Genomic DNA, 22,907 nt, shown 5'->3' on the forward strand with positions numbered 1-22,907 from the left:
TGTCCGGTGATACGGACCCAACCGGTCCGTATCACCCCGGGGCCACCGCCACTTCAGCCCCCGCACGGCTCGGTGCCCCACCGCTGGCTGAACGTTCCTGCCGGATCGGCCGACTCCGGCTCACACCCCGGCCGCCGCCGCGTCCGTCCGCTTCGCCAGTGCGGCCGCCGCCGCGCCCACCAGCCCGGCGTCGGTGCCCATCTGGGCCGGCGCGACGGTCAGGTGCCGGACGAAGGACAGCGTCGCGTAGGTGCTCAGGGCCTTGCGCAGGGGGTCGAACAGGACGTCGCCAGCCTTGCCCACTCCCCCGCCGATCACCGCGATGTCGATCTCCACGAGGGTCGCGGTGGCGGCGATCCCGGCGGCCAGGGCCTGGGCGGCCCGCTCGAAGGAGGCGACGGCCACCGGGTCGCCGGACCGGGCGGCGGCGGCCACCGCGGCGGCGGAGGAGTCCCCGTCGGGCGCGGGCAGCCAGCCGTTCTCCAGTGCGCGGCGGGCGATGTTGGGGCCGCTCGCGATGCGCTCCACGCAGCCGTGCGAGCCGCAGGGGCACAGGTCGCCGTCGAGGTCCACGCTGATGTGGCCGATGTGGCCCGCGTTGCCGGTGGGCCCGGGGTGCAGCCGGCCGCCGAGCACCAGACCGCCGCCGACGCCCGTGGAGACGACCATGCACAACGCGTTGTCATGGCCGCGGGCAGCGCCCTGCCAGTGCTCGGCCGCCGTGATCGCCACGCCGTCGCCGATCAGTTCGACGGGCAGGTTCCCGGCGGCGTCCCGGACCCGGGCGACGAGCGGGTAGTCGCGCCAGCCGGGCACGTTGACCGGGCTCACCGTGCCCGCGGAGGCGTCCACGGGCCCGGCGCTGCCGATCCCCACGGCCGTGGCACGCCCCCACAGCGGCGACGCGGTGAGCTCGCCGAGCACCTCCTCCACGGCCCGCATCACGGTGTCTCCGTCCTCCCGGGCGGGCGTCGGCCGCTGGGCGCGGACCAGGATCCGGCCGCGGCCGTCCACCAGAGCGCCGGCGATCTTGGTGCCGCCGATGTCGAGCGCGGCCACGAGGTCGGTGTGCATCAGAGTCGGATCTCCCCGTCGGGCATGCATGAGAAAAGCGCCGAGAAAGCCATCAAGCAGGGCAAGCAGCGGACCGGCTCCGTGGCGGTGCACGGGTCCGGAGAGTGCGGTGGACAGTCTCCCCCGAGCCTGACAACGTTGTCCAGGCTCTATGCTCGACGCCACATCCTCATACAAACCCAGGATCGACGCACCCCCGTGGACGACAGGACAGGACACCGCACCGTGCCCCAGACCCCCCTCCGATCCGCAGCGCGCTACGGCACCCGGCCGACCATGAAGGACGTAGCGGCACGCGCCGGAGTCGGCCTCAAGACGGTCTCCCGTGTCGTGAACGGGGAGCCGGGGGTCACCCCGGAGACGGAGCGGCGGGTCCAGGAGGCGATCGACGCGCTGGGCTTTCGCCGCAACGACAGCGCACGGGTGCTGCGCAAGGGCCGCACGGCGAGCATCGGCCTGGTCCTGGAGGACCTCGCGGACCCGTTCTACGGCCCTCTGAGCCGGTCGGTCGAGGAGGTCGCCCGCGCGCACGGGGCCCTGCTGATCAACGGCTCCAGCGCGGAGGACCCCGAGCGCGAGCAGGAACTGGTGCTGGCGCTGTGCGCGCGGCGGGTGGACGGGCTGGTGGTGATCCCGGCCGGGGACGACCACCGGTACCTGGAGCCCGAGCTCAAGGCGGGTGTCGCCACGGTGTTCGTGGACCGGCCGGCCGGGCACATCGACGCCGACGTGGTCCTGTCGGACAACTTCGGCGGCGCCCGCGACGGCGTCGCCCACCTCATCGCCCACGGGCACCGCCGGATCGGCTTCATCGGCGACATGCCCCGCATCCACACCGCCGCCGAGCGGCTGCGCGGATACCGGGCGGCGATGGAGGACGCGGGCATACCGGTGGCGGGCTCCTGGATGTCCCTCGGCGTCACCGACCCCGAGCGGGTGCGCAGGGCCGCCGAGGAGATGCTGACCGGCCCGGACCCGGTCACGGCGATCTTCGCGGGCAACAACCGCGTGACGGTCACCGCCATCCGGGTGCTCGCCGAGCAGGCCCGCCGCGTCGCCCTGGTCGGCTTCGACGACATCGAGCTCGCCGACCTGCTCCAGCCGGGCGTCACGGTCGTCGCCCAGGACGCCTCGGACATCGGCCGCACCGCGGCGGAACGTCTCTTCCGGCAGCTGGACGGCACCCTCGCCACCCCCGAGCGCATCGAGCTGCCGACCCGGCTGATCACCCGCGGCTCGGGCGAGATCCCGCCGGCGGACTGAGCGGCCCATGGACGACGCCACCGATCGCACGCTGCGGGCACTCGGCCTGGCCGAGGCGCCGCGCGAGCACCCCCTGCTGTATCCGGGTGCGTGGCCCGCGGATTCCGGACTCCTCGACGGGGACCGCTTCCTGCCGCCGGAGCGGCTGGTGTACGAGGACCGCACACCGGTCATCGCCATCGGCTCCAACGGCTGCCCGGGGCAGTTGCGGCACAAGATGACGGAGTTCGGGATCAGGTCACCGCTGCCGATGGTGAAGGCACGGGTGACGGGCCTCGACGCGGGTGTCTCCGCGCACGTGAGCCGCATGGGATACGTGTCGGCGTCGCCGGTCGGCGCCCCGGGCACCGTGCGGGAGTGGTTCGTCCTGTGGCTCGACGCCGAGCAGCTCGCGGTGATCGACGCGAGCGAGGGCGTGCCGGTGCCGGGCGGCAACTTCGACCGGGCCTGGCTGCCGTCGCCCTGCGTCCGGATCGACCTTGCGGACGGCACCCGCCTGCCCGGGGCCTACGCCTACGTCAACCGGCACGGTGTCCTCCACGACGGCACGGGCACTGCGCGCACACACCCGGGAGAGCGGGAGCTGCTGACCGAGCTGCTCGTCGGGCTGCCGCGTCTGCGGGAGCTGTTCGGCGTCGTGCCCGAGGAGTTCTGCGCGCGGGCACGCGGAGACCGGCGGCTGTGCGAGCGGGGCACCCGGCTGTTCATCGAGGAGAAGCTGGTGACGGCCTCCGGTCTGGAGCGGTACGTGGCCGCCTCGGCGCGCGCTCAGCAGAGCGGGAGTCCGGGCACCGCCCCGTCGTTGTCACCGCCCTTGATGTAGACGTCGCTGACCCAGACGTCCGTGTTGCCGCTGCCGTCGTCGGTCTTGGCCCACCAGATGTCGGTCCACTGGCCAGAGGTCTCGCGGCGGCCCGGATTCTGCCGGCAGTAGAGGTTGTTGGTGCCCGCCTTGAGGATGCCGGCCTCGGTGCCGGAGACGGTGCAGGAGTCGGCGGTCTTCCAGACCTGGCAGTTGTACTTGCCGCCGCCGACGGGGTGGCAGACCGGGGCCGGGGTGGTCGAGCCGCCGCCCGTCGTGGCGCCCCCACCGGAACCGCTGCCAAAGGTGCCGTCCGGCGTCCCCGCGCCCGCGCCGCCGGTCGGCTTCCCGGGGGCCGGGGTGATCGTCCGGCCGGTGGGCTCGGGGTCCTTCTTGTCGTCCGGCTTCCCGGTGGGAGCTGCGCCCTTGTCGTCGCCCTGTCGCGTGGCCCTCGGGGCGTTCGAGCCGTCGTCCGCTCCGCAGGGCTCACAGGACCCGGCCTCCCCGCGGGATGCGTCGGTCCGCGCGCCGCTCTCCCTGCCTCCGGAGTCGTCGAGGTGCGCGACCGTGCTCCCCCGTCGACACCACTGCCCCGTTCCTGTGACCCCACCGGATGCGCCGCGGGACGACTCCGTCGGTGCGTGGCGTACGGACTAAGGGGTCCTTTCACTATGAGCGTCCGATCAGGGCGCGTGGTCTGGTGCCGTGCGTCGCAAGGCGCCGGGAAGCCCTCGTAGCGGAGCTACTAGGGCTTTTCGGCAACGCGGCGAGGTGCGGTGCCAGACCGCGCGACCCGGACGGGCATAGTGAAAGGACCCCTAAGGGGCGGCGGTGAAGGCTTGAGCCGCCGACGACGGCTGCGACAGGGCCGGTACGTGCCGGCGGATCCGGCGGGCGGAAGCCGTCAGGCGGAAGCCGTCAGGCGGAAGCCGTCAGGCGGAGGCCGTCAGGTCCCCGCGCCGGGGCGCCGCGAAGCTCTCCAGGTCCGCCCGGGTCAGGCCGGCCAGGCGGGCCACCTCCCCGATGTCCAGGGCGCCGCAGTCCAGGCCCCGCAGCAGGTACCCGCTGAGGGCCTTGGCGGTGGCGGGTTCGTCCATGACGTCGCCGCCGGTGCGGTTGGCGTAGCGGGACAGTCGGGCGGCGGCCTGCTCGAAGCCCTCGCGGTAGAAGGCGAAGACGGCCGCGTAGCGGGTGGGGATGTGGCCGGGGTGCATGTCCCAGCCCTGGTAGTAGGCGCGGGCCAGTGCGCGGCGGGTGAGGCCGTAGTGCAGGCGCCAGGCGTCGTGGACCTTCGCGGTCGGGCCGACCGGGAGGACATTGGTCGAGCCGTCCGAGACGCGTACGCCGGTACCGGCCGCCGCGACCTGCATGACGGCCTTGGCGTGGTCCGCCGCGGGGTGGTCGCTGGCCTGGTGGGCGGCGGAGACGCCGAGGCAGGCGCTGTAGTCGAAGGTGCCGTAGTGCAGTCCGGTCGCGCGGCCGTCGGCGGCCTGGATCATGCGGGCGACGGTGGCGGTGCCGTCGGCGGCGAGGATGGACTGGCTGGTCTCGATCTGGATCTCGAAGCCGATCCGGCCGGGCTCGAGCCCGTGCGCCTTCTCGAAGGCGTCCAGGAGTCGTGCCATGGCGGTGACCTGCTCGGCGTAGGTCACCTTCGGCAAGGTGAGGACGAGCCCGTCGGGCAGGCCGCCGGCCTCCATCAGGCCGGTGAGGAAGATGTCGAGGGTGCGGATGCCCCGGGCGCGTACGGGCGCTTCCATGCACTTCATGCGGATGCCCATGCAGGGGGCGGCGGTGCCGTCCAGGTAGGCCTCGGCGATGATCCGGGCGGCGCGGGCGGCGGCCTCGTCCTCCTCGGCGTCGGGGCGGTTGCCGTAACCGTCCTCGAAGTCGACGCGCAGGTCCTCGATCGGCTCGCGCTCCAGCTTGGCGCGCACGCGCGCGTGGACGGGCTCGGCGAGTTCCTCGGAGAAGCCGAGGACGGCGGCGAAGGCCGCGGCGTCCGGGGCGTGCTCGTCGAGGGCGGCGAGGGCCCTCTCGCCCCAGGAGCGGACGGTGTCGGCGGCGAAGACGTCGCCGGGGACGTAGACGGTGTGGACGGGCTGGCGGGTCCCGGGGTCCCCGGGGTAGCGGCGCTCCAGCTCCGCGTCGACGGGCGCGAGGGAGGCGCTGATCTCCTCGCTGACCGCGCCCGCGAGGCTCGTCGCCACCTTCTCCTGCTGGCCCTGACCCATTCCGAGACCCTCCTCTTTTCCGCTTTACGGAATCAACAATCCGTAGAGCGAAGTTATCGGCCGACCTTCGGCCTGGTCAACACCGTCGTGAAGTGGGGTTCCCCATCCTTCACCCTTGGTCACTGCCGACCCGCCCTCATCTTCCGTATTCAGTAGGCAAGCTTCATCCTGACGCGCAAGGGGAGGAGACCACGTGCCGAACGAGGTCGGAGTGACGCGCCGCCATGGGCTCAGGGCGGCGGCCGCCGCCGTCGCCGCAGGACCGCTGCTCACCACCGCGGGCCCCACACAGCCCGCTTCCGCCGGCGAGCACCCGGGCGCCCTGGACGTCATGACGTTCAACGTCCGCTTCGGGACCGTCGTCGACACGACACCGCGCTGGGAGGTGCGCCGGCCGGTGATGCGAGAACTGCTGCGCCGCGAGCGCCCGCACGTCATCGGCACCCAGGAAGGGCTCTACCGGCAGGTGCGCGCGATCGAGAAGGATCTCGGCGAGCACTACGACTGGATCGGCACCGGACGCGGGGGCGGCAGCAAGGACGAGTTCATGGCGGTCTTCTACGACACGCGCAGACTCCAGCCGATCGAGTTCGATCACTTCTGGCTGTCCGACACCCCGTACACGATCGCCTCGAACACCTGGGGCGCGGACTGGCTGCGCATGGTGACCTGGGTCCGTTTCGCCGATCTCGGCGACGGGGGACGGGAGTTCTACGTCCTCAACACCCACCTGGACAGCGTCAGCCAGTACGCCCGGGAACGCTCGGCGGGGCTGATCGGCGAGACGATCGCCGGGTGGGGCCGGTCGTCACCGGTCATCGTCACCGGCGACTTCAACGCGGCCGCCCACGACAACCGGGTGCACGACCTCATGCTGGACATCGGGCTGGTGGACGCCTGGGACGCGGCGGCCTCGCGGGGCCCGGCGTACGGGACGCACCACGGCTACCGGACGCCCAGGCCCGGCGGGCGGCGCATCGACTGGATCCTCACCACCCCGGGGGTGACCACGCACCGGGCCGGGATGAACACCTTCAGCAGGGACGGGACGTATCCGAGCGACCATCTGCCGGTGCAGGCCTCGATGACCCTGGGATGAGAAAAGCCCCCGTGACCGCTCGCGCGGTCACAGGGGCCTTCCACGGCCGGGGGCCGATCAGCCCTTGCGGGTCTTGATCTCCTCGGTGAGGGCCGGGACGACGTCGAAGAGGTCGCCGACGACGCCGTAGTCGACGAGGTCGAAGATCGGGGCCTCGGCGTCCTTGTTGACCGCCACGATCGTCTTCGAGGTCTGCATACCGGCGCGGTGCTGGATCGCGCCGGAGATGCCGTTGGCGATGTACAGCTGCGGCGAGACGGACTTGCCGGTCTGGCCTACCTGGTTGGTGTGCGGGTACCAGCCGGCGTCCACCGCGGCACGCGAGGCACCGACGGCCGCACCGAGCGAGTCGGCGAGGGCCTCGATGATCGCGAAGTTCTCCGCGCCGTTGACGCCACGGCCACCCGAGACCACGATCGCGGCCTCGGTCAGCTCGGGACGGCCTGTCGACTCACGCGGCGTACGGCCGGTGACCTTGGTGCCGGTGGCCTGCGCGGAGAAGGTCACGGACAGGGCCTCGACCGCACCGGCGGCCGGGGCGGCCTCGACGGCGGCGCTGTTGGGCTTGACCGTGATGACCGGAGTGCCCTTGGAGACACGGGTCTTGGTGGTGAAGGACGCGGCGAACACCGACTGCGTGGCCACCGGGCCCTCGTCGCCGGCCTCGAGGTCGACGGCGTCGGTGATGATGCCGGAGCCCAGACGCAGCGCCAGACGGGCGGCGATCTCCTTGCCCTCGGCGGAGGACGGCACCAGCACGGCGGCCGGGGAGACGGCCTCGGCGGCGGCCTGGAGGGCGTCGACCTTCGGTACGACCAGGTAGTCGGCGTACTCGGCGGCCTCGTGGGTGAGCACCTTGACCGCGCCGTGCTCGGCGAGGGCGGCGGCGGTGTCACCGGCGCCGTTGCCCAGCGCGACGGCGACCGGCTCGCCGATGCGGCGGGCCAGGGTCAGCAGCTCCAGGGTGGGCTTGCGGACGGCGCCGTCCACGTGGTCGACGTAGACGAGAACTTCAGCCATGGGACTTCTTCTCTCCTGCTTGCGAAAGATGAGGGGCGGTCGGCGAAGGGGCTCAGATGAACTTCTGGCCCGCGAGGAACTCAGCGAGCTGCTTGCCGCCCTCGCCCTCGTCCTTGACGATCGTGCCCGCGGTGCGGGCCGGGCGCTCGGCCGCGCCGTCGACCTTGGTCCAGGCGCCCTCCAGGCCGACCTCCTCGGCGTCGATGTCGAGGTCGGACAGGTCCCAGGACTCCACCGGCTTCTTCTTGGCCGCCATGATGCCCTTGAAGGACGGGTAACGGGCCTCGCCCGACTGGTCGGTCACCGACACGACCGCCGGCAGGGAGGCCTCCAGGTTCTCGGAGGCGGCGTCGCCGTCGCGGCGGCCCTTGACGGTGCCGCCCTCGACCGAGACCTCGGAGAGCAGGGTGACCTGCGGGACGCCCAGGCGCTCGGCGAGCAGGGCCGGGACGACGCCCATGGTGCCGTCGGTGGAGGCCATGCCGGAGATGACCAGGTCGTAACCGGCCTTCTCGACGGCCTTGGCCAGGACGAGGGAGGTGCCGATGGCGTCGGTGCCGTGGATGTCGTCGTCCTCGACGTGGATCGCCTTGTCGGCACCCATGGACAGCGCCTTGCGCAGGGCGTCCTTGGCGTCCTCGGGGCCCACCGTCAAAACGGTGATCTCCACGTCGTCGTCGGAGTTCTCGGAGATCTGCAGCGCCTGCTCGACCGCGTACTCGTCGAGCTCGGAGAGCAGACCGTCCACGTCGTCCCGGTCGACGGTCAGGTCATCGGCGAAGTGCCGGTCGCCAGTGGCGTCGGGCACGTACTTCACAGTGACAACGATCCTCAAGCTCACGCCGGCTCTCCTACTGCATCGTCATTTCCATGCTGCCTACTTGCAGGCAGCATAGGCGCCTCTAGCGTCCGATCCCGGTCGGGGCGAACCCACGCCCCGAGCGAAATATTACTCGTCAGTACACCCAGTTCGTTCCCGCTAAGCAAGCGCTTTGAACTGTGACCTTCGCAACGCAGCGTAACCGGAACTCGACGGTCACGCAGCCCGGGGGACGCCCGGTTCAGTCGCGCAGGCGCTGGAATCGTCCCTGGTGGTAGAGGAGGGGACGGCCGGTGCCCGAGGGGTCGCCGTGCACCACCTCGGCGAGCACGATCCGGTGGTCCCCGGCGGGCACGCGCGCCACGACCCGGCCCACCAGCCAGGCCACCACGCCGTCCAGGACCGGGACGCCCTCGGGCCCCTCCCGCCAGACCGTGGGCGGACCGAAGCGGTCGGCGCCGCTGCGGGCGAAGGTGGCGGCGAGCTCCTGCTGGTGCTCGCCGAGGACGTGGACGCCGACGTGGTCCGCCGCCGCGATCGCGGGCCAGCTGGAGGAGCCCGTACCGACGCCGAAGGACAGCAGGGGCGGTTCGGCGGAGACGGACGTCAGGGAGGTGGCGGTGAAGCCCACCGGTCCGGCCTCGCCACGAGCGGTGATGACGGCGACTCCCGCCGCGTGCCGCCGGAAGACCGAGCGCAGGAGGTCGGGCGTGGCGAGGAGGTCCGCAGGCATGGGGTCAGGCTGACGATAAATGGTACGCGCAGTCAAGTTCGTTCCGTGATGTGGGAGATGACTCACTGGAGGCGTCACACCCGTCACACCGCCTCCCCGAGCGCGGCGATCACGTCGGCCTTGCGCGGCTGCCCCGTGGCCCGCCGCACCACGCGGCCGTCGGCGTCGAGGACCAGCACGGTCGGCGTCTTGAGGATGTCCAGCCGTCGCACGAGGTCCAGGTGGGCCTCGGCGTCGATCTCGACGTGAGTGACTCCGGGCACCACCTCGGCGACCTCGCCGAGGACCCGCCGGGTCGCCCGGCAGGGCGCGCAGAACGCACTCGAGAACTGCACGAGCGTGGCCCGCTCGCCGAGTTCCGCGCCCAGTTCCGCCGCATCGAGCCGCTTGCCGTCGTCCCGCCCGCGCACCCGCACTCTCCCGCTCCGCCGCCGTTGCAGCACTCCGTAGGCGCTCGCCGCCGCGAGCACCGCCACGCACACCATCAGTCCGGTCATCACCTGCTGCAAGCGTTCACGAGACCGCAAAGATTCCCGCCCCCTGCGCACGACCCGGCTACGGAATGCTTGGTTCCCATGGACATCGACGTGAGAGGGCCGCGCTTCGGCGCGGCCGTCACGGCCGCCGTGCTGGCGGTCGTTCTGGTCACCGGGAGCGCCTGGCTGCTGGCCTGGCAGACGCTGGCATTCCTGCTCGGCGCGGCGGGCGGGGTCCGGCGCTCCCCCTACGGCCTGCTGTTCGCCAAGGCCGTACGGCCGCGGCTCGGGCCGCCGACGGAGTTCGAGGCGCCCGAACCACCGCGTTTCGCCCAGGCGGTGGGGCTGCTCTTCGCCGGGCTCGGGCTCGTCGGCCTCACCCTGGGACCCGGCTGGCTGGGACTCGCGGCGACCGGCGCCGCGCTCGCCGCCGCCTTCCTCAATGCTGCGTTCGGGTATTGCCTGGGCTGCGAGTTGTACCTGCTCGCGCGGCGGGTGACGGTGCGTGCGGGGTAATGGGGGAGCAAAAGCACGAGGTGGGAACAGTGGGGCGACGTGACGAGAATCTCGCCGCCGACGGGCGCGAGGACTGGCTACCCGGCCGTTCTTCGGGCACGATCTGCGACAAGCCGTAAACCTACGGCTGCGTAACTTTTCCACTGGGAATCCCTTCCCAGGCAGAGCAGGAAGGGTCCGGCCCGCCCATGGCAGAGCTCGTCTACCGTCCCGTCGTCGGTTTCGCCCGCACGCTGTTCAAGGTGTGGGACCTCAAGATCGACCTCCAGGGTTCGGAGAACATCCCGCGCTCGGGCGGCGCCGTGCTGGTGAGCAATCACATCAGCTACCTGGACTTCGTCTTCGACGGCCTGGCGGCGCTGCCGCAGAAGCGTCTCGTGCGTTTCATGGCGAAGGAGTCCGTCTTCCGGCACCGGGTCTCCGGCCCGCTGATGCGCGGCATGAAGCACATCCCGGTGGACCGCAAGCAGGGCGAGGCGGCCTACGCGCACGCCCTTGACTCACTGCGCTCGGGTGAGATCGTCGGGGTCTTCCCGGAGGCGACGATCTCGCCGTCCTTCACGCTGAAGAGCTTCAAGTCGGGCGCGGCGCGCCTGGCCCAGGAGGCCGGCGTCCCGCTGATCCCGATGGCGGTGTGGGGCACGCAGCGGCTGTGGACCAAGGGCCACCCGCGCAACTTCAAGCGCAGCCACATCCCCATCACGATCCGGGTCGGCGAGGCGATCGAGGCCTCCCGCGACAAGTACGCGGGTGCCATCACGCGCCAGCTGCGGGAGCGCGTCCAGGAGCTCCTGGAGGCCGCCCAGCGCGCCTACCCCGTCCGCCCGAAGGGCCCGGAGGACACCTGGTGGATGCCGGCCCACCTCGGCGGCACGGCCCCGACGCCGGAGCAGGTGCGGGCGGCCGAGACGCACTGACGCCCGAGCGGCCGGGATTCAGGTCGAGGCGCACTGACGCCCGTCCGGCCCGGGCTCAGGCCGAGGACTCCGGAGCGCGCACGGCGATGTCCGCCCCCGGGCTGAACTCCGCCAGCAGCCCGCCGAGTTCCTCCGCGGCCGCCGTCACCTCGGCGACCGGCATCGGCGCCAGGCTCTCCAGCAGGAAGACGCCCGACGTCGTCGCCTCGGTGAGCCGGGTGCGCGGGCCCTGGCGCCAGTTCCAGCGGCGGCAGGTCACCCCCGCGCCGTCGCACCACACCACTTCGCCCGCGTCGGGGTGCTCGATGGCCTCCTCGCCCCCGGCAACGGTCACGAAGTCCTCCCGCCCCGTGGCGCGGATCAGCCGCATGCCGCCCTCGATCCGGTCGACGTCCTCGCCGCCGACGGGGATCAGATGAGCGACGGAGACGGCGTTGTAAAGGTCGACGAGTAGGTTGATGCGGGGCAGCCCGGCGTCCGAGAGGGCCCGTTTGGCCAGGGCCTCCGCCGAGTTGCGGGTCCGGGACGGCTTCGAGCCGAACGCCGTGTAGACCTGGCGCCAGGCGGCCATGTGCGGGTCCTCGTGCGGGGCGCGGCCGTCCAGTCGTGCGGCGAGCCGGCGTGCCGCGTCGTCCAGCAGCGCCGAACCGGCCTCGCTGCTCGGCCCGTTGACCAGGCCGCGCGCCTCGATCGCGACGTGGGTGAAGCCGGGCGCGAGGGCGCGTACGTCGTCGGACATGGTCAGCGTGAGCGTCATGGTCGTTGCCTCAGAGTGCGGTGGGGAGCGTCTGCCACAGGTCCGGCCGGTCGCGAGCCGCCGTGAGGGCGTCCAGCACGACCGGATGCGGTGCTGCATACAGTACCGGGTAGTCCAGTTCATTGGACGTCGGGTCGGGTGTGAAGGCGAGCCGCTCACCGTCGAGGGAGAACCGGGCGTCGACACCGGGCTTGTTGCCCCGGGGGTCCTGCCGGTGCCACGCGCCGTTGAACCGCACGGCGACCAGCCCGTGCACCACGTCGAACTTCTGGTAGCACAGCGCGGTGGGGATGTCCTCGGCCCGCAGCAGGGCGGTCAGCGCGTGGGCCTTGGCGTAGCAGATGCCGGTGCGCTGCTCCAGGACGTCGGAGGCGCGCCAGGTGACGCGGAGACCGCCGGAGTCCTGTGAGTGCGGGATGGTGTCACGCACGAACTCGAAGGCCACCCGCGCATACTCATACGAGTCGGCCACCCCGTCGGCGAGCCCCGCCGCCGTCTCGCGCACGAGCGGGTGGTGGTGGTCGATCACCTCGTCGGCGGCCAGGTAGGCGGAGAGGTCGGGCGTCTGCTGGATCATCTGCATGCGCGCAGAGCTTAGGAAGAGATCCACTCCCGAGTCAATCACTTTCCATACTTCCGTATACCTATGCATCACAGGGAAGAACGGCTGAACACCGCCGCAACCAGTCGCGCCGTCACAACCCTTTCGCCGGACCGCGGGTCTCGGAGCCGCGGACCAGTGACGAGGAGAAGACATGAGACATCTACAGCGCCTGCTCGGAGCGGCGGTCGCCTGTGGGGCACTGGCGGCGGCCGCTGCCGGGACCGGCCCCGCCCACGCCCTGGACAACGAGTTGTGGATCAGCGCGCCGTACGAGACGGTGCTGCCCGGTGCGGACGCGGACGGCGGCGCGCCGGAACGCAGCCTGGACGTGGCGGTCAGTCGCGATGTCGCCGACGGCCGAGTGCCCGCCGGGCAGCTGACCGTCGACGTGAGCGAGATCGCCGGCTTCGCGCGGGTGTCGTGGCCCGCGAACTGCGAGCCCGAGTCGGAGACCCGGGCGGTCTGCGCCTTCCCGGAGATGCCGGCCGGGACGGACAGCGTGCGGGCGGCCACGTTCGGGCTGCGCGCGCTGCCGGGGGCGGACGTCGGCTCCTCGGGCCAGGTACGTTATTCGGCCACCGCGGGCGACCTGACATCGCACGCCGGTGAGACCCGGGTCGGCGTGGGCAACGGACCGGACCTCGGGCTGAGCGAGGCACCCCACCAGCGGGACCTCAGGCCGGGCACCGTGACGAGCGTGCGGGCGACGCTGTCCAACAGCGGGAACCGCACCGCGGAGCGCACCCTGCTGTGGATCAACGCCTCCTACGGGCTGCGCTTCACGGAACGGCACGCGAACTGCGCGTACCGGGAGCACGACACCGGCACGGGGGCCCTGTGCGTGCTGGACGAGGCCGTGGCGCCGGGACAGCGGTTCGCGCTGGCCACAGAACTCGGCGTCGGCCGGAAGGCGCTGTACGAGCGGTTCGACCACTCCGTGCAGCCCTACTCGGACGAGGCCCTGGCCGAGGCTCGCGGCGAGTGGACGTGGACCCGGGGCACGGGCGCCGAACTGGACCTGCGCCCCGCGGCCACTGTCAAGGACTCGGCAGCGGACCCCGACATCGACCCGCAGGACAACTACGGGTCCGTCATCCTCGACGCCCGCAACACAGCCGACCTGAAGCTCACCGGCAGCCGGGTGCGCGGGGCCGCCGGTGACACGGTGACCGCGAAGATCACCGTGCACAACCGCGGCCCGGCCTGGGTGGCGTCGCTGGGCGCTGGCGCCGCCGTGGCCACCGTGCGGTTCCACGCCCCGGAGGGCACGACCGTCGGCACCCTGCCGGAGGACAGGTGCTGGACGGCGGAGGACGGCACGCCCCCCGCCACGTACTACTGCCGGACGCCGATCCACCTGCACGACAAGGCCTCGTACACGTTCGAGATCCCGCTGCGGATCGACCGTGTGGTGCGCGGAGCGCACACCACCGTCGCCACCCTCAACGACGATCCCGAGCTGAGCATCAGGAGGTTCGACCCAAGCCTGCGCAACAACAGGACGGAGATCGTCGTCAACCGGTGAGCCCTCGGGTCAGCGGGCCATCTCCTCCTTCAGCGCCGCCACGAACGTGTCCACGTCCTCCTCGGTCGTGTCGAAGGCGCACATCCAGCGGACGTCGCCCGCGGCCTCGTCCCAGAAGTAGAAGCGGAACCGCTTCTGGAGGCGCTCGCTGACGTCGTGGGGCAGCCGGGCGAAGACCGCGTTGGCCTGCACGGGGTAGAGGATCTCCACCCCGTGCACGGCCCGCACGCCCTCGGCGAGGCGCTGGGCCATCTCGTTGGCGTGACCGGCGTTGCGCAGCCACAGGTCCCGGGCGAGCAGGGCCTCCAACTGCACCGACACGAAGCGCATCTTGGAGGCGAGCTGCATGGACAGCTTGCGCAGGTGCTTCATGTGGCTGACGGCGTCCTGGTTGAGCACCACGACGGCCTCACCGAACAGGGCGCCGTTCTTCGTGCCGCCCAGGGAGAGGATGTCGACGCCGGCCGCGTTGGTGAGCGTCCGCATCGGGACGTTCAGGGTGGCGGCGGCGTTGGCCAGCCGCGAGCCGTCCAGGTGCACCTTCATGCCGTGCGCGTGGGCGTGCTCGCAGATGGCGCGTATCTCGTCCGGCGTGTAGACCGTGCCCAGCTCGGTGGCCTGGGCGATGGAGACGACCTGCGGCATCGCACGGTGCTCGTCGTCCCAGCCGTACGCCTGACGGTCGATCAGCTCTGGCGTGAGCTTGCCGTCGGGCGCCGGAACGGTCAGCAGCTTCAGGCCGCCGACCCGCTCCGGTGCGCCGCACTCGTCGACGTTGATGTGCGCGGTCTCCGCACAGATCACCGCGCCCCATCGGTCGGTGACCGCCTGGAGCGCGACGACGTTCGCGCCGGTGCCGTTGAAGACCGGGAACGCCTCGGCCGTGGGCCCGAAGTGGCTGCGGACCACCTGCTGGAGGTTCTCGGTGTAGGCGTCCTCGCCGTAGGCGACCTGGTGCCCGCCGTTGGCCAGGGCCAGGGCGGCGAGGACCTCCGGGTGCGCCCCGGCGTAGTTGTCGCTGGCGAAACCGCGGACCTCGGGGTCGTGATGACGGCGGGCGTCGGTCCTCGGCGGATTCACGGCTTCTCGGTGAGCCACAGACGTTTTCCGTTCACTTCGGCGGCGGGCTTGTCCCAGACCTCGGTGATGGCCTCGGCCAGATCCTTGACGTCGGTGAAGCCCGCGAACTTCGCGTTGGGCCGGTCGGCACGCATCGCGTCGTGGACCAGCGCCTTCACCACCAGGATCGCAGCCGCCGACGTCGGCCCCTCGGCGCCCCCGGCCTTGCGGAAGTAGTCCGCCATGGCCAGCGTCCAGGCCTCGGCCGCCGCCTTGCCGGCCGCGTAGGCGGCGTTGCCCGCGGTGGGCTTGCTGGCGCCCGCGGCGCTGATCAGCACGTACCGGCCGCGGTCGCTGCGCTGGAGCCCCTCGTGGAAGGCGAGGGACGTGTGCTGCACCGTGCGGACCAGCAGCATCTCCAGGAAGTCCCAGTCGTCGAGGCTGGTCCGCGTGAAGGTCTCGCTGCCGCGCCAGCCGCCCACGAGGTGGACCAGGCCGTCGACGCGGCCGAAGTCCTTCTCGATACGGGTGGCCCAGTCGCGGGTGGCCCCCAGGTCCAGCAGATCGACCGTGTCACCGGTGACGGTGGCGCCGCCGGTCGCGTAGCTCGCCGCGTCCACCGCCTCCGCCAGCCGCTCCGGATCGTTGTCCGAGCCGATGACGGTGGCTCCCGCATCGGCCAGCCTGAGCAGCGCGGCCCGGCCGGCGGGTCCGCCCGCTCCAGCCACCGCGATCACCGCACCGCTGAGCGCCCCGTTCCCCATGATCTTCGCCTCCTGAGCAGTGTTCCCGGTACGCCGATCACTCACGCGGCGATCCGCTCGGCGCTGTCCGCCGTGATGCCCTTGGTGGAGGCGATCACGTTCTTCAGCTTCTTGGAAAGTGCCTCATAGAACATGCTCAGCGGAAACTCGTCCGGAAGCACGTCATCGACGAGTTTGCGCGGCGGCTGCGTCGTGTCCAGGGCGTCGGGACCCTTGGCCCACTTGGAGCCCGGGTGCGGGGAGAGGTAGGTCGAGACCAGCTCGTACCCGGCGAACCAGTGGACGAGCTTCGGGCGGTCGATGCCGTCGCGGTACAGGTCCTCGATCTCGGCGCACAGCTGGTTGGTGACCTGCGGGGCGCGCTCCCAGTCGATGGTCAGCCTGTTGTCGGTCCAGCGGACGACGTCGTGCTTGTGCAGGTAGGCGAAGAGAAGCTGGCCGCCGAGGCCGTCGTAGTTGCGGACGCGCTCGCCGGTGACGGGGAAGCGGAACATGCGGTCGAAGAGGACCGCGACCTGCACGTCACGGGCCTGCGGGACGCCGTCGGCCTCCAGCTTCACGGCCTCCTTGAAGGCGGTGAGGTCGCAGCGCAGCTCCTCCAGGCCGTACATCCAGAACGGCTGGCGCTGCTTGATCATGAACGGGTCGAAGGGCAGGTCGCCGTGGCTGTGGGTGCGGTCGTGGACCATGTCCCACAGGACGAACGCCTCCTCGCAGCGCTTCTGGTCGTGGACCATCGCCGCGACGTCCTCGGGCAGCTCCAGGCTCAGGATGTCGACGGCGGCGTCGGTCACCCGGCGGAAGCGGGCGGCCTCGCGGTCGCAGAAGATGCCACCCCAGGTGAATCGTTCCGGCGCCTCGCGCACGGCGATGGTCTCGGGGAACAGCACGGCCGAGTTGGTGTCGTAGCCGGACGTGAAGTCCACGAACTTGATGCCGCAGAACAGCGGGTTGTCGTAGCGGATGCGCTCCAGCTCGGCCAGCCAGTCCGGCCAGACCATGCGCAGCACGACCGCCTCGAGGTTGCGGTCCGGGTTGCCGTTCTGCGTGTACATGGGGAAGACGACGAGGTGCTGGAGGCCGTCCGCACGGTTCGCGGCGGGCTGGAAGGCCAGCAGCGAGTCGAGGAAGTCGGGCACCTGGAAGCCGCTGTCGGCCCACCGGGTCAGGTCCTTGACCAGGGCCTCGTGATAGGCGCCGTCGTGCGGGAGCAGTGGGGAGAGCTCCAGGACGGCGTCGGCGACCTGTCGGACCGCGAGCTCGGCGTCGGCCGGGTCGGGCGCGCCCTCGGCGTCGAAGTCGATCGACCCGTCCTTGGACTGCCATGGCCGGATCCGCTCCACGGCATCCTTGAGCACGGGCCATGCCGGGTGCTCCACCACCCTGGCCACGGGAGGAAGATCTTCCTCCGAACCCACCTGCACAAGAATTTCCGTCATGTCCCACCTTCCACGGGAGAATCTCACGTATGCAGACCGTATACACACGAGGTTCCCCCCAGCAAGGGTGAACCCGGGAAATTATCCTGCCCGACCCGCTCCTTCACCGCACTTTTTCCTGTCGGTCATGCTTCTGCCCGGATGCACGGCGACCATGCCCTCACTCTCTGCACAGGGCGGGTCCAGGCGATACGGTCAGGGGGGCCGTCAGGCCCCCAGTGCCGCCTGTCGACGGAAGAGAGTCGCGTCTTGAACTTCCTCACCATCGGTCACCGCGGAGTCATGGGTGTGGAACCCGAGAACACCCTCCGGTCCTTCGTCGCCGCCCAGGAGGCGGGACTCGACGCCATCGAACTCGATCTGCACCTGAGCAAGGACGGCGCGCTCGTCGTCATGCACGACACGGATGTGGACCGCACGACCGACGGCACCGGGCCGATCGCCGAGAAGACCCTCGCCGAGCTGCGGGCCCTGGACGCGGGCCGGGGTGAGCGGGTCCCGGTGTTCGAGGAGGTCCTGGAGGCCGTGCAGGCGCCGCTCCAGGCGGAGATCAAGGACGCCCAGGCGGCGCGGGCCCTGGCCGAGGTCATGAACGAGCGCGGACTGGCGGGCCGGGTGGAGGTGTCCTCGTTCCACGACGAGGCGATCGCCGAGATCAAGCCACTGGTCCCGGGGGTGCGCACCGCCCTGATCGCCGGCCGCTACGGCACCGACATCGTGGACCGCGCCGTCCAGGCCGGCGCCGAGACCGTCTGCCTGAACATCCGCCGGCTCACCCTGGAGATCGTGGAGCGGGCCCGCAAGGCCGATCTGAGGATCATCGGCTGGGTGGTGAACACCCAGGACCAGCTGCGGCTCGTCCGGGCGTTCGGCCTGGACGGCGCGACCACCGACCACCCGGACATCAAGCGCACGGGCCGATTCACGGCGTAGCGGCTATGCGAGCTCCTTCACCAGCAGCTCGAACTGCAGGTCGTCGCGCTGCGGGAGACCGAAGCGCTCGTCGCCGTACGGGAACGGGGTCATCCGCCCCGTACGGCGGTATCCGCGCCGCTCGTACCAGGCGATGAGGTCGTCGCGCACGGAGATCACGGTCATCTGCATCTCCCGCACGCCCCAGGTCGCGCGGGCCTGCCGCTCCGCCTCCGTGATGATCACCTTGCCGAGGCCCGCGCCCTGGAGCAGGGGGCTGACGGCGAACATTCCGAAGTAGGCATGGTCGCCCTGGTGCTCCAGCTGGCAGCAGGCCACGATCCTGCCCTCCCGCACCACGGCCAGGAGCCGGCTGTCGGGCGACTTGATGACCTCCAGCACCCCCTCCGGGTCGGTCCGCTGCCCTTCGAGGATGTCGGCCTCGGTGGTCCACCCGGCCCGGCTGTCGTCGCCCCGGTACGCCGACTCGATCAGCGCGACCAGTTCGTCGACGTCGGCATCGGTGGCATCGCGGAAGGTCAGTGCGGTGGTGGCGGTCTCCATGGGCGTACGCTCCGTTGTTCCGGCACGGCTCGGGCAGGGATGAGCGTAACGCCGCCACTAAGCTCCGCTGCATGGTGCATGTACTCAGCAGCCGGATCCTGCTCCGCCCCACCGATCCCGAGCGGTCCCGGGCCTTCTACGGCGAGCAACTCGGCCTCGCCGTCTACCGCGAGTTCGGCACGGGAGCGGAGCGCGGCACGGTCTTCTTCATGGGGGGCGGCTTCCTGGAGGTCTCGGGCCGGTCCGAGACGCCCCCGGCGCCCGCGGTCCGGCTGTGGCTGCAGGTGGACGACGTGGGCGCGGCCCAGGAGGAACTGCGGGCGAAGGGCGTGGACATCGTGCGGCCGCCGGTCAAGGAGCCCTGGGGGCTGGTCGAGATGTGGATCGCGGATCCGGACGGGACGCCGATCGTGCTGGTGGAGGTGCCCGCGGACCACCCGATGCGCTACCGGCCGGGTATCTGAGCTCGCTCCGGGCGGTGCTCCCGCCCTCGGTCGGTGCGGGTGAGTTCGCGAAAGCCCGCCCCGGCCAGGAGGGCGAGCGGGGCACTGTCGGCGGCCGTTTCGCTGCGGCCAGCCGGTCGACGCCGCACAGCCGCAGCCAGTCGGCGGCCCGGGCGAGGAGCCAGGGCTGCGGCTTGCGCTGAAGTGCGCTCCAGCTCCTAGCGTCCTGGGCACGACCTGCCTGGAGGGGACGAGAGCGTGCGTTACACACTGTTCGGCAAGACCGGTCTGCGCGTGAGCGAGCTGACCCTCGGCGCCATGACCATCGGGGACGACTGGGGCTGGGGCGCCCCAAAAGAGACCAGCGCCCGGATCGTCGACGCCTACGCGGAGGCCGGCGGCAACTTCGTCGACACCGCCAGCAACTACACCGACGGCAGCTCGGAACGGATCCTCGGAGAGCTGCTCGAAGGGCGGCGCGACAGGTTCGTGCTGGCCAGCAAGTACACCTGCGCCATCCGCGCCGGCGACGTCAACGCCGCGGGCAACCACCGCAAGAACCTGGTCCAGTCGGTGGAGGCGAGCCTGCGACGGCTGCGCACCGACCGGCTGGACGTGCTGTGGGTGCACGCCCGGGACAACTTCACACCTGTCGAGGAGGTCATGCGGGCCCTGGACGACCTCGTCCGCACGGGCAAGGTGCGCGCCCGGCCGGTGGCCGGTTCAGGTCCGCAGCGCGCCGAGCCGCCCTTCGAGCTGGCTGAGCAACTCCCCGAGCAGTGCGGCGAGTTCGCCCTGCTCGGGGCCGTCCAGGCCGGACAGCACGGCGGTCTCGTAGGCGAGCTGGACGGGCAGGATGCCGTCGACCAGGTCGCGTCCGGCGTCGGTGAGGCGGAGGTGGACGACCCGGCGGTCCCGGGTGTCCCCGCGCCGCTCGACCAGACCGCGCTCGGTCAGCTGCTTGAGGCGTTTGGTGACGGCGGCCCCCGAGGAGAAGGTCTCCCGGGCCAGGTCCCCGGGCGTCAGCTCGTGCCCGGTGCGACGCAGCGCGCCCAGCAGATCGAACTCGGGCCGGCTGAGCCCCGCCCGGCGCAGCGGAGCGTCCTCGGCCTGCTGCAGCAGCGCGGCACAGCGGTTGATCCGCCCGATGATCTCCATCGGCCCGGTGTCGAGCCCGGGCTGCACGGCCTGCCACTGCCGGACGACGGCGGCCACGGTGTCGCCCCTGCGGCCATCGCCGGGATCGGCTCCGCCGTGGAGCCCGTCGTGCGGACCGGCTTCGCCGGTCGTGTCGCGAGCCGGATCCCCGGCGGCGGTGGCCCGCTCCTTCGCCGAAGACCCGCCGGGAACATCGCCCGCGGCGGCCCGGGCGCCTCCGACGGGCTCCCCTCCGGCCTCCGCCGCGCCGGTCGCCCGTCCCTCCACCACCGGTTCCGCCTCGTCGCCCGGCTGCGGGGCCCGTCCCCCGGCACTCCCCGTGGGCGATGGTCCTTCGGTCGGCGTCATGGCCGTGCGTCCTCCGTTTCGGTGCCCGGGTCCCGGTCCGGGAGCAGGCCCTGGCGTCGGGCCGTCGCGGCGAGCGTACGGTGTCCGGACTGTTCGGCGAGCACGACCCGCTCCTGGGGCAGGGCCCTCTGCCACCATTCACCAGCGGCGGCGTCGGCCGTGGCGCGCAGGTCGGACAGGGCGACGGCGAGGCCGCGGCGGGCGGATTCCAGGGCCGCGGGGCCGGGGTCCGGCCCGGCCAGGAGGCGGGCGGCGTGCTCGCGGGCCCGGTCGGCGGTGGTCAGCGCGCGTTCGACGCGGTCGCCCGCGCGCCGGTTGGTGACCGCGATGGCGGCGACGAACCCGACCAGCGCGCCGACGACGGTGTCCACGACCCGCTCCGTCATCAGCGTCCCGGCCGCCTGGTATCCGGCGAACTCCGTGATGAGCAGGGCCATGGGCGTCACGCAGACGCTGCCGAGCCAGTAGTTCCGGCTGATCAGCACCTCCGCACCGAAGCTGAACGCCAGGCAGCACAGCACGAGCGCCGGCGGGCCCAGGTGCGCGAGCGGCACGACGGCCAGGAAGACGAGCACGCCGACGACGTTGCCCACGACCCGCTGGACGGCCCGGCTCCAGGTCAGCGCGATGTTCGCCTGGTAGAGCGAGGCGGCGGTGACCAGTGCCCAGTAGGGGCGGCCGATCCCGAGGGCGAGGGAGGCGTAGCCGGCGAGCGCGCAGCCGAGCGCGGTACGTGCCGCGAGCGGGGTCAGCGGGCCCAGCCGCGCCCAGAGGGGCCGGGCCACGTCCACGCCGAGCAGTTCGTCGGCGGCCGCGCGCGGAAGTCCGGCCTCCGGGACGGGGCCGGTGCCACGCAGCGAGCCCGCCCACGTGCGCAGCCGGCCCGCGTCCGCCTCCGTCGGCGCCGCGAGGGCGACCTCGGCGCGGACGACGAGCCGCTCGAGGGCCCGCCGGGTGCGTGAGGGGGCGCTGGTGGACAGCAGTGACTGCCAGGCGGCCTGCACGGCGGCGTAGCCCGCGGCGCGGGCCCGGGCGTGGCCTTCCCCGGTGCCGCCGGTGCCGGCGTACGCGGCGGCGGCCTTCAGGGCCGTGGCGGTGGCGCGGCGCTCCGGTCCGTGCGGCCGGACCAGCGCGGGCGCCATGCAGACCAGCCAGGCCCACGCGCCCGTCGCGGCGGCCAGAGCCAGATGGCCGGGCACCTGGGCGAGGGTCTGCGGTGCGAACAGGGAGGCGGAACTGACGAAGGTGAGGACGACGTTGCCCGGCGGGCCGACCCGGGTGGCGTCGCACAGCACCTTCTGGGCTGCGGCGAGCAGCGCGCCGACGGTGACCAGGACGACGGCGCTGCCGGTGAGCGAGGCCGAGACCAGCGCCACGGCCACCCCGCCGAGCATGCCCAGCACCACCCACACCAGGACCCGGGCCCGGGCGGCGTAGGGCCGGTTGTGGGCGTACAGGGCGCACAGGGAGCCGGCCATCGCGTACATCACGAGGTCGAGCCGGCCGAGCGCCAGGAGGGTGAAGGCGGGCGGGGCGATCGCCGCGACCACGCTCAGCGCGGGCTTGAACCAGATCTCCGAGGGCCTGCCGAGGCGCAGCACACCCGCCAAGGGGAGACGCCGGGCGGGTGGGGTGGAGGGGGTGGGGGGCGGACTGCTCATGACGCCAAGATTAACAGGTGTTTTACCAGTAAAGCATTAGCCCTCGCCTGGCGTGCTCCGTCGAATGCTCCCCGTGTACATCCTTGCGCTCGCGTGCGCGCCGCATGGCCCGGGCATCGAATGACCGACCGCCGAACGGGGAGGTACGCGTGCACGGACCGGCTTCGTCCGGCTGGCTGCTGGTGGCGCTCTGCGCGGTGACCGGCACCTACTGCCTGGCGCGGATGCGCAGCGGCGCCGAGGGGCGGCGCGGTGCCGCGGGCGGCGAGGCGCTGATGGGTTTCGGGATGGCCGCGATGGCCGTCCCCGCGGCGGTGTTCACTCCGCCCGCGTGGGCCTGGCCCGTCTACGCGGCGGTGTTCGGGGCGGCGGGGGTCCACGCGCTGTGGGCGGCTCGGACGGGCCCGCACCATCTCCATCACCTGGTGGGGGCCGCGGCGATGGTCTACATGTCCCTCGTCATGGCCGGCTCCCCCGGGCACGCGCACGGTCGGGGCGGATCGGGAGTCCCGCTCCTGACCGGGGCGCTGCTGCTCTACTTCGCCGCTTACGTGCTGCTGACCGGCGTCCGTCTGGTGCCGGTCGCCGCCGTGGCCGGGGGCGGTGCGAGCGCCGGACGGGGCGACCGGCCGGAACTGGCGCGCGCCTGCCGTCTGTCCATGGGGATCGCAATGGTGGCGATGCTGCTGACGCTGTGAGCGGGACCGTCCCGCGCCCGA

General features: G+C 72.0%; 23 protein-coding genes and 1 pseudogene. 10 read left to right on the forward strand and 14 right to left on the reverse strand.

Features of this window, described 5'->3' with window-relative positions; genetic code table 11:
• Window positions 1–120: 120 nt before the first annotated feature.
• Window positions 121–1,074 carry an ROK family protein gene (locus HDC93_RS17860; RefSeq protein ID WP_185011900.1) on the reverse strand — a complete coding sequence of 318 codons (954 nt, stop codon included), beginning with the start codon at window positions 1,072–1,074 and terminating at the stop codon, window positions 121–123.
• A 198-nt stretch (window positions 1,075–1,272) separates the two neighbouring features.
• On the opposite strand from HDC93_RS17860, the gene HDC93_RS17865 reads away from it, so the two are divergent.
• Together HDC93_RS17865 and HDC93_RS17870 are read left to right on the forward strand one after the other, a co-directional pair.
• Window positions 1,273–2,337, forward strand: coding sequence for a LacI family DNA-binding transcriptional regulator (locus HDC93_RS17865; RefSeq protein WP_185011901.1), 1,065 nt, complete (start codon window positions 1,273–1,275; stop codon window positions 2,335–2,337).
• 7 nt (window positions 2,338–2,344) lie between these two features.
• Window positions 2,345–3,160: a hypothetical protein gene (locus HDC93_RS17870; RefSeq protein ID WP_185011902.1), complete on the forward strand. Its 816-nt coding sequence runs from the start codon at window positions 2,345–2,347 to the stop codon at window positions 3,158–3,160.
• Window positions 3,161–4,071: 911 nt separating this feature from the next.
• On the opposite strand, the gene HDC93_RS17875 is transcribed toward HDC93_RS17870, so the two are convergent.
• Window positions 4,072–5,373: a DUF6986 family protein gene (locus HDC93_RS17875; RefSeq protein WP_185011903.1), complete on the reverse strand. Its 1,302-nt coding sequence runs from the start codon at window positions 5,371–5,373 to the stop codon at window positions 4,072–4,074.
• A gap of 193 nt (window positions 5,374–5,566) precedes the next feature.
• Here HDC93_RS17875 and HDC93_RS17880 point away from each other — a divergent pair, with 193 nt between their 5' ends.
• Window positions 5,567–6,472 carry an endonuclease/exonuclease/phosphatase family protein gene (locus HDC93_RS17880; RefSeq protein ID WP_185011904.1) on the forward strand — a complete coding sequence of 302 codons (906 nt, stop codon included), beginning with the start codon at window positions 5,567–5,569 and terminating at the stop codon, window positions 6,470–6,472.
• Between the two features lie 57 nt (window positions 6,473–6,529).
• On the opposite strand, the gene HDC93_RS17885 is transcribed toward HDC93_RS17880, so the two are convergent.
• The 4 genes from HDC93_RS17885 to HDC93_RS17900 form a co-directional block, all read right to left on the reverse strand.
• Window positions 6,530–7,492, reverse strand: coding sequence for an electron transfer flavoprotein subunit alpha/FixB family protein (locus tag HDC93_RS17885; RefSeq protein ID WP_185011905.1), 963 nt, complete (start codon window positions 7,490–7,492; stop codon window positions 6,530–6,532).
• Between the two features lie 52 nt (window positions 7,493–7,544).
• The gene (locus HDC93_RS17890) at window positions 7,545–8,333 is read right to left on the reverse strand and encodes an electron transfer flavoprotein subunit beta/FixA family protein (RefSeq protein WP_185011906.1); all 789 of its coding nucleotides are present in this window, start codon (window positions 8,331–8,333) and stop codon (window positions 7,545–7,547) included.
• 220 nt (window positions 8,334–8,553) lie between these two features.
• On the reverse strand, window positions 8,554–9,045 hold the full coding sequence (locus HDC93_RS17895) for a flavin reductase family protein (RefSeq protein WP_185011907.1): 492 nt from the start codon (window positions 9,043–9,045) through the stop codon (window positions 8,554–8,556).
• Window positions 9,046–9,128: 83 nt separating this feature from the next.
• Window positions 9,129–9,542, reverse strand: a complete 414-nt coding sequence (locus HDC93_RS17900) for a thioredoxin family protein (RefSeq protein ID WP_185012000.1) — start codon at window positions 9,540–9,542, stop codon at window positions 9,129–9,131.
• A gap of 78 nt (window positions 9,543–9,620) precedes the next feature.
• On the opposite strand from HDC93_RS17900, the gene HDC93_RS17905 reads away from it, so the two are divergent.
• Together HDC93_RS17905 and HDC93_RS17910 are read left to right on the forward strand one after the other, a co-directional pair.
• Window positions 9,621–10,037 (forward strand): DUF4395 domain-containing protein, encoded by a 417-nt coding sequence (locus tag HDC93_RS17905; protein WP_185011908.1) that lies wholly within the window; start codon window positions 9,621–9,623, stop codon window positions 10,035–10,037.
• 188 nt (window positions 10,038–10,225) lie between these two features.
• Window positions 10,226–10,954 carry a 1-acyl-sn-glycerol-3-phosphate acyltransferase gene (locus tag HDC93_RS17910; protein ID WP_185011909.1) on the forward strand — a complete coding sequence of 243 codons (729 nt, stop codon included), beginning with the start codon at window positions 10,226–10,228 and terminating at the stop codon, window positions 10,952–10,954.
• 55 nt (window positions 10,955–11,009) lie between these two features.
• On the opposite strand, the gene HDC93_RS17915 is transcribed toward HDC93_RS17910, so the two are convergent.
• Window positions 11,010–11,711: a B3/4 domain-containing protein gene (locus HDC93_RS17915; protein ID WP_185011910.1), complete on the reverse strand. Its 702-nt coding sequence runs from the start codon at window positions 11,709–11,711 to the stop codon at window positions 11,010–11,012.
• A 10-nt stretch (window positions 11,712–11,721) separates the two neighbouring features.
• Entirely contained in the window at window positions 11,722–12,294 is a 573-nt protein-coding gene (locus HDC93_RS17920; RefSeq protein ID WP_185011911.1) for a transglutaminase family protein, read from the reverse strand.
• A gap of 172 nt (window positions 12,295–12,466) precedes the next feature.
• On the opposite strand from HDC93_RS17920, the gene HDC93_RS17925 reads away from it, so the two are divergent.
• Complete coding sequence (locus HDC93_RS17925; protein WP_185011912.1) at window positions 12,467–13,840, forward strand: hypothetical protein; 1,374 nt, start codon at window positions 12,467–12,469, stop codon at window positions 13,838–13,840.
• A gap of 9 nt (window positions 13,841–13,849) precedes the next feature.
• Here the strand turns inward: HDC93_RS17925 and HDC93_RS17930 are convergent, their stop codons facing one another.
• Genes HDC93_RS17930 through HDC93_RS17940 form a run of 3 tightly spaced genes read right to left on the reverse strand, consistent with a single transcriptional unit; the run spans window position 13,850 to window position 17,102 of the window.
• Entirely contained in the window at window positions 13,850–14,920 is a 1,071-nt protein-coding gene (locus HDC93_RS17930; protein ID WP_185011913.1) for a low specificity L-threonine aldolase, read from the reverse strand.
• Entirely contained in the window at window positions 14,917–15,663 is a 747-nt protein-coding gene (locus HDC93_RS17935; RefSeq protein ID WP_185012001.1) for an SDR family NAD(P)-dependent oxidoreductase, read from the reverse strand. The genes HDC93_RS17930 and HDC93_RS17935 overlap by 4 nt, the downstream gene beginning before the upstream one ends.
• 41 nt (window positions 15,664–15,704) lie before the next feature.
• Window positions 15,705–17,102 (reverse strand): DUF6421 family protein, encoded by a 1,398-nt coding sequence (locus tag HDC93_RS17940; RefSeq protein WP_185011914.1) that lies wholly within the window; start codon window positions 17,100–17,102, stop codon window positions 15,705–15,707.
• Window positions 17,103–17,351: 249 nt separating this feature from the next.
• Here HDC93_RS17940 and HDC93_RS17945 point away from each other — a divergent pair, with 249 nt between their 5' ends.
• Window positions 17,352–18,035, forward strand: coding sequence for a glycerophosphodiester phosphodiesterase family protein (locus HDC93_RS17945; protein ID WP_185011915.1), 684 nt, complete (start codon window positions 17,352–17,354; stop codon window positions 18,033–18,035).
• Window positions 18,036–18,038: 3 nt separating this feature from the next.
• Here the strand turns inward: HDC93_RS17945 and HDC93_RS17950 are convergent, their stop codons facing one another.
• Window positions 18,039–18,578 carry a GNAT family N-acetyltransferase gene (locus HDC93_RS17950; protein ID WP_185011916.1) on the reverse strand — a complete coding sequence of 180 codons (540 nt, stop codon included), beginning with the start codon at window positions 18,576–18,578 and terminating at the stop codon, window positions 18,039–18,041.
• A gap of 71 nt (window positions 18,579–18,649) precedes the next feature.
• Between HDC93_RS17950 and HDC93_RS17955 the strand changes: the two genes are divergently transcribed.
• Both HDC93_RS17955 and HDC93_RS17960 read left to right on the forward strand, forming a co-directional pair.
• Complete coding sequence (locus tag HDC93_RS17955; protein WP_185011917.1) at window positions 18,650–19,042, forward strand: VOC family protein; 393 nt, start codon at window positions 18,650–18,652, stop codon at window positions 19,040–19,042.
• A gap of 237 nt (window positions 19,043–19,279) precedes the next feature.
• Window positions 19,280–19,732 (forward strand): annotated as a pseudogene (locus HDC93_RS17960) (aldo/keto reductase); the annotation flags it as partial.
• 12 nt (window positions 19,733–19,744) lie between these two features.
• On the opposite strand, the gene HDC93_RS39335 reads toward HDC93_RS17960, so the two are convergent.
• Together HDC93_RS39335 and HDC93_RS17970 are read right to left on the reverse strand one after the other, a co-directional pair.
• Window positions 19,745–20,236 (reverse strand): MarR family winged helix-turn-helix transcriptional regulator, encoded by a 492-nt coding sequence (locus HDC93_RS39335; protein WP_185012002.1) that lies wholly within the window; start codon window positions 20,234–20,236, stop codon window positions 19,745–19,747.
• Between the two features lie 287 nt (window positions 20,237–20,523).
• Window positions 20,524–22,188: an FUSC family protein gene (locus HDC93_RS17970; protein WP_185011918.1), complete on the reverse strand. Its 1,665-nt coding sequence runs from the start codon at window positions 22,186–22,188 to the stop codon at window positions 20,524–20,526.
• A gap of 149 nt (window positions 22,189–22,337) precedes the next feature.
• On the opposite strand from HDC93_RS17970, the gene HDC93_RS17975 reads away from it, so the two are divergent.
• Window positions 22,338–22,886 (forward strand): DUF5134 domain-containing protein, encoded by a 549-nt coding sequence (locus HDC93_RS17975; protein ID WP_185011919.1) that lies wholly within the window; start codon window positions 22,338–22,340, stop codon window positions 22,884–22,886.
• Window positions 22,887–22,907: the final 21 nt, after the last annotated feature.

This window comes from Streptomyces sp. AK010 (assembly GCF_014207295.1).
In the GTDB taxonomy this organism is placed as follows: Bacteria; Actinomycetota; Actinomycetes; order Streptomycetales; family Streptomycetaceae; genus Streptomyces; species Streptomyces massasporeus.

What these genes read in the sequence shown, in the direction of transcription:
- HDC93_RS17935 (WP_185012001.1), bottom strand. Translation starts at nt 15,663, where the DNA reads ATGGGGAACGGGGCGCTCAGCGGTGCGGTGATCGCGGTGGCTGGAGCG.
- HDC93_RS17925 (WP_185011912.1), top strand. Translation starts at nt 12,467, where the DNA reads ATGAGACATCTACAGCGCCTGCTCGGAGCGGCGGTCGCCTGTGGGGCA.
- HDC93_RS17950 (WP_185011916.1), bottom strand. Translation starts at nt 18,578, where the DNA reads ATGGAGACCGCCACCACCGCACTGACCTTCCGCGATGCCACCGATGCC.
- HDC93_RS17905 (WP_185011908.1), top strand. Translation starts at nt 9,621, where the DNA reads ATGGACATCGACGTGAGAGGGCCGCGCTTCGGCGCGGCCGTCACGGCC.
- HDC93_RS17885 (WP_185011905.1), bottom strand. Translation starts at nt 7,492, where the DNA reads ATGGCTGAAGTTCTCGTCTACGTCGACCACGTGGACGGCGCCGTCCGC.
- HDC93_RS17955 (WP_185011917.1), top strand. Translation starts at nt 18,650, where the DNA reads ATGGTGCATGTACTCAGCAGCCGGATCCTGCTCCGCCCCACCGATCCC.
- HDC93_RS17860 (WP_185011900.1), bottom strand. Translation starts at nt 1,074, where the DNA reads ATGCACACCGACCTCGTGGCCGCGCTCGACATCGGCGGCACCAAGATC.
- HDC93_RS17875 (WP_185011903.1), bottom strand. Translation starts at nt 5,373, where the DNA reads ATGGGTCAGGGCCAGCAGGAGAAGGTGGCGACGAGCCTCGCGGGCGCG.
- HDC93_RS17970 (WP_185011918.1), bottom strand. Translation starts at nt 22,188, where the DNA reads ATGAGCAGTCCGCCCCCCACCCCCTCCACCCCACCCGCCCGGCGTCTC.
- HDC93_RS17900 (WP_185012000.1), bottom strand. Translation starts at nt 9,542, where the DNA reads ATGACCGGACTGATGGTGTGCGTGGCGGTGCTCGCGGCGGCGAGCGCC.
- HDC93_RS17940 (WP_185011914.1), bottom strand. Translation starts at nt 17,102, where the DNA reads ATGACGGAAATTCTTGTGCAGGTGGGTTCGGAGGAAGATCTTCCTCCC.
- HDC93_RS17910 (WP_185011909.1), top strand. Translation starts at nt 10,226, where the DNA reads ATGGCAGAGCTCGTCTACCGTCCCGTCGTCGGTTTCGCCCGCACGCTG.
- HDC93_RS17920 (WP_185011911.1), bottom strand. Translation starts at nt 12,294, where the DNA reads ATGCAGATGATCCAGCAGACGCCCGACCTCTCCGCCTACCTGGCCGCC.
- HDC93_RS17870 (WP_185011902.1), top strand. Translation starts at nt 2,345, where the DNA reads ATGGACGACGCCACCGATCGCACGCTGCGGGCACTCGGCCTGGCCGAG.
- HDC93_RS17915 (WP_185011910.1), bottom strand. Translation starts at nt 11,711, where the DNA reads ATGACGCTCACGCTGACCATGTCCGACGACGTACGCGCCCTCGCGCCC.
- HDC93_RS17895 (WP_185011907.1), bottom strand. Translation starts at nt 9,045, where the DNA reads ATGCCTGCGGACCTCCTCGCCACGCCCGACCTCCTGCGCTCGGTCTTC.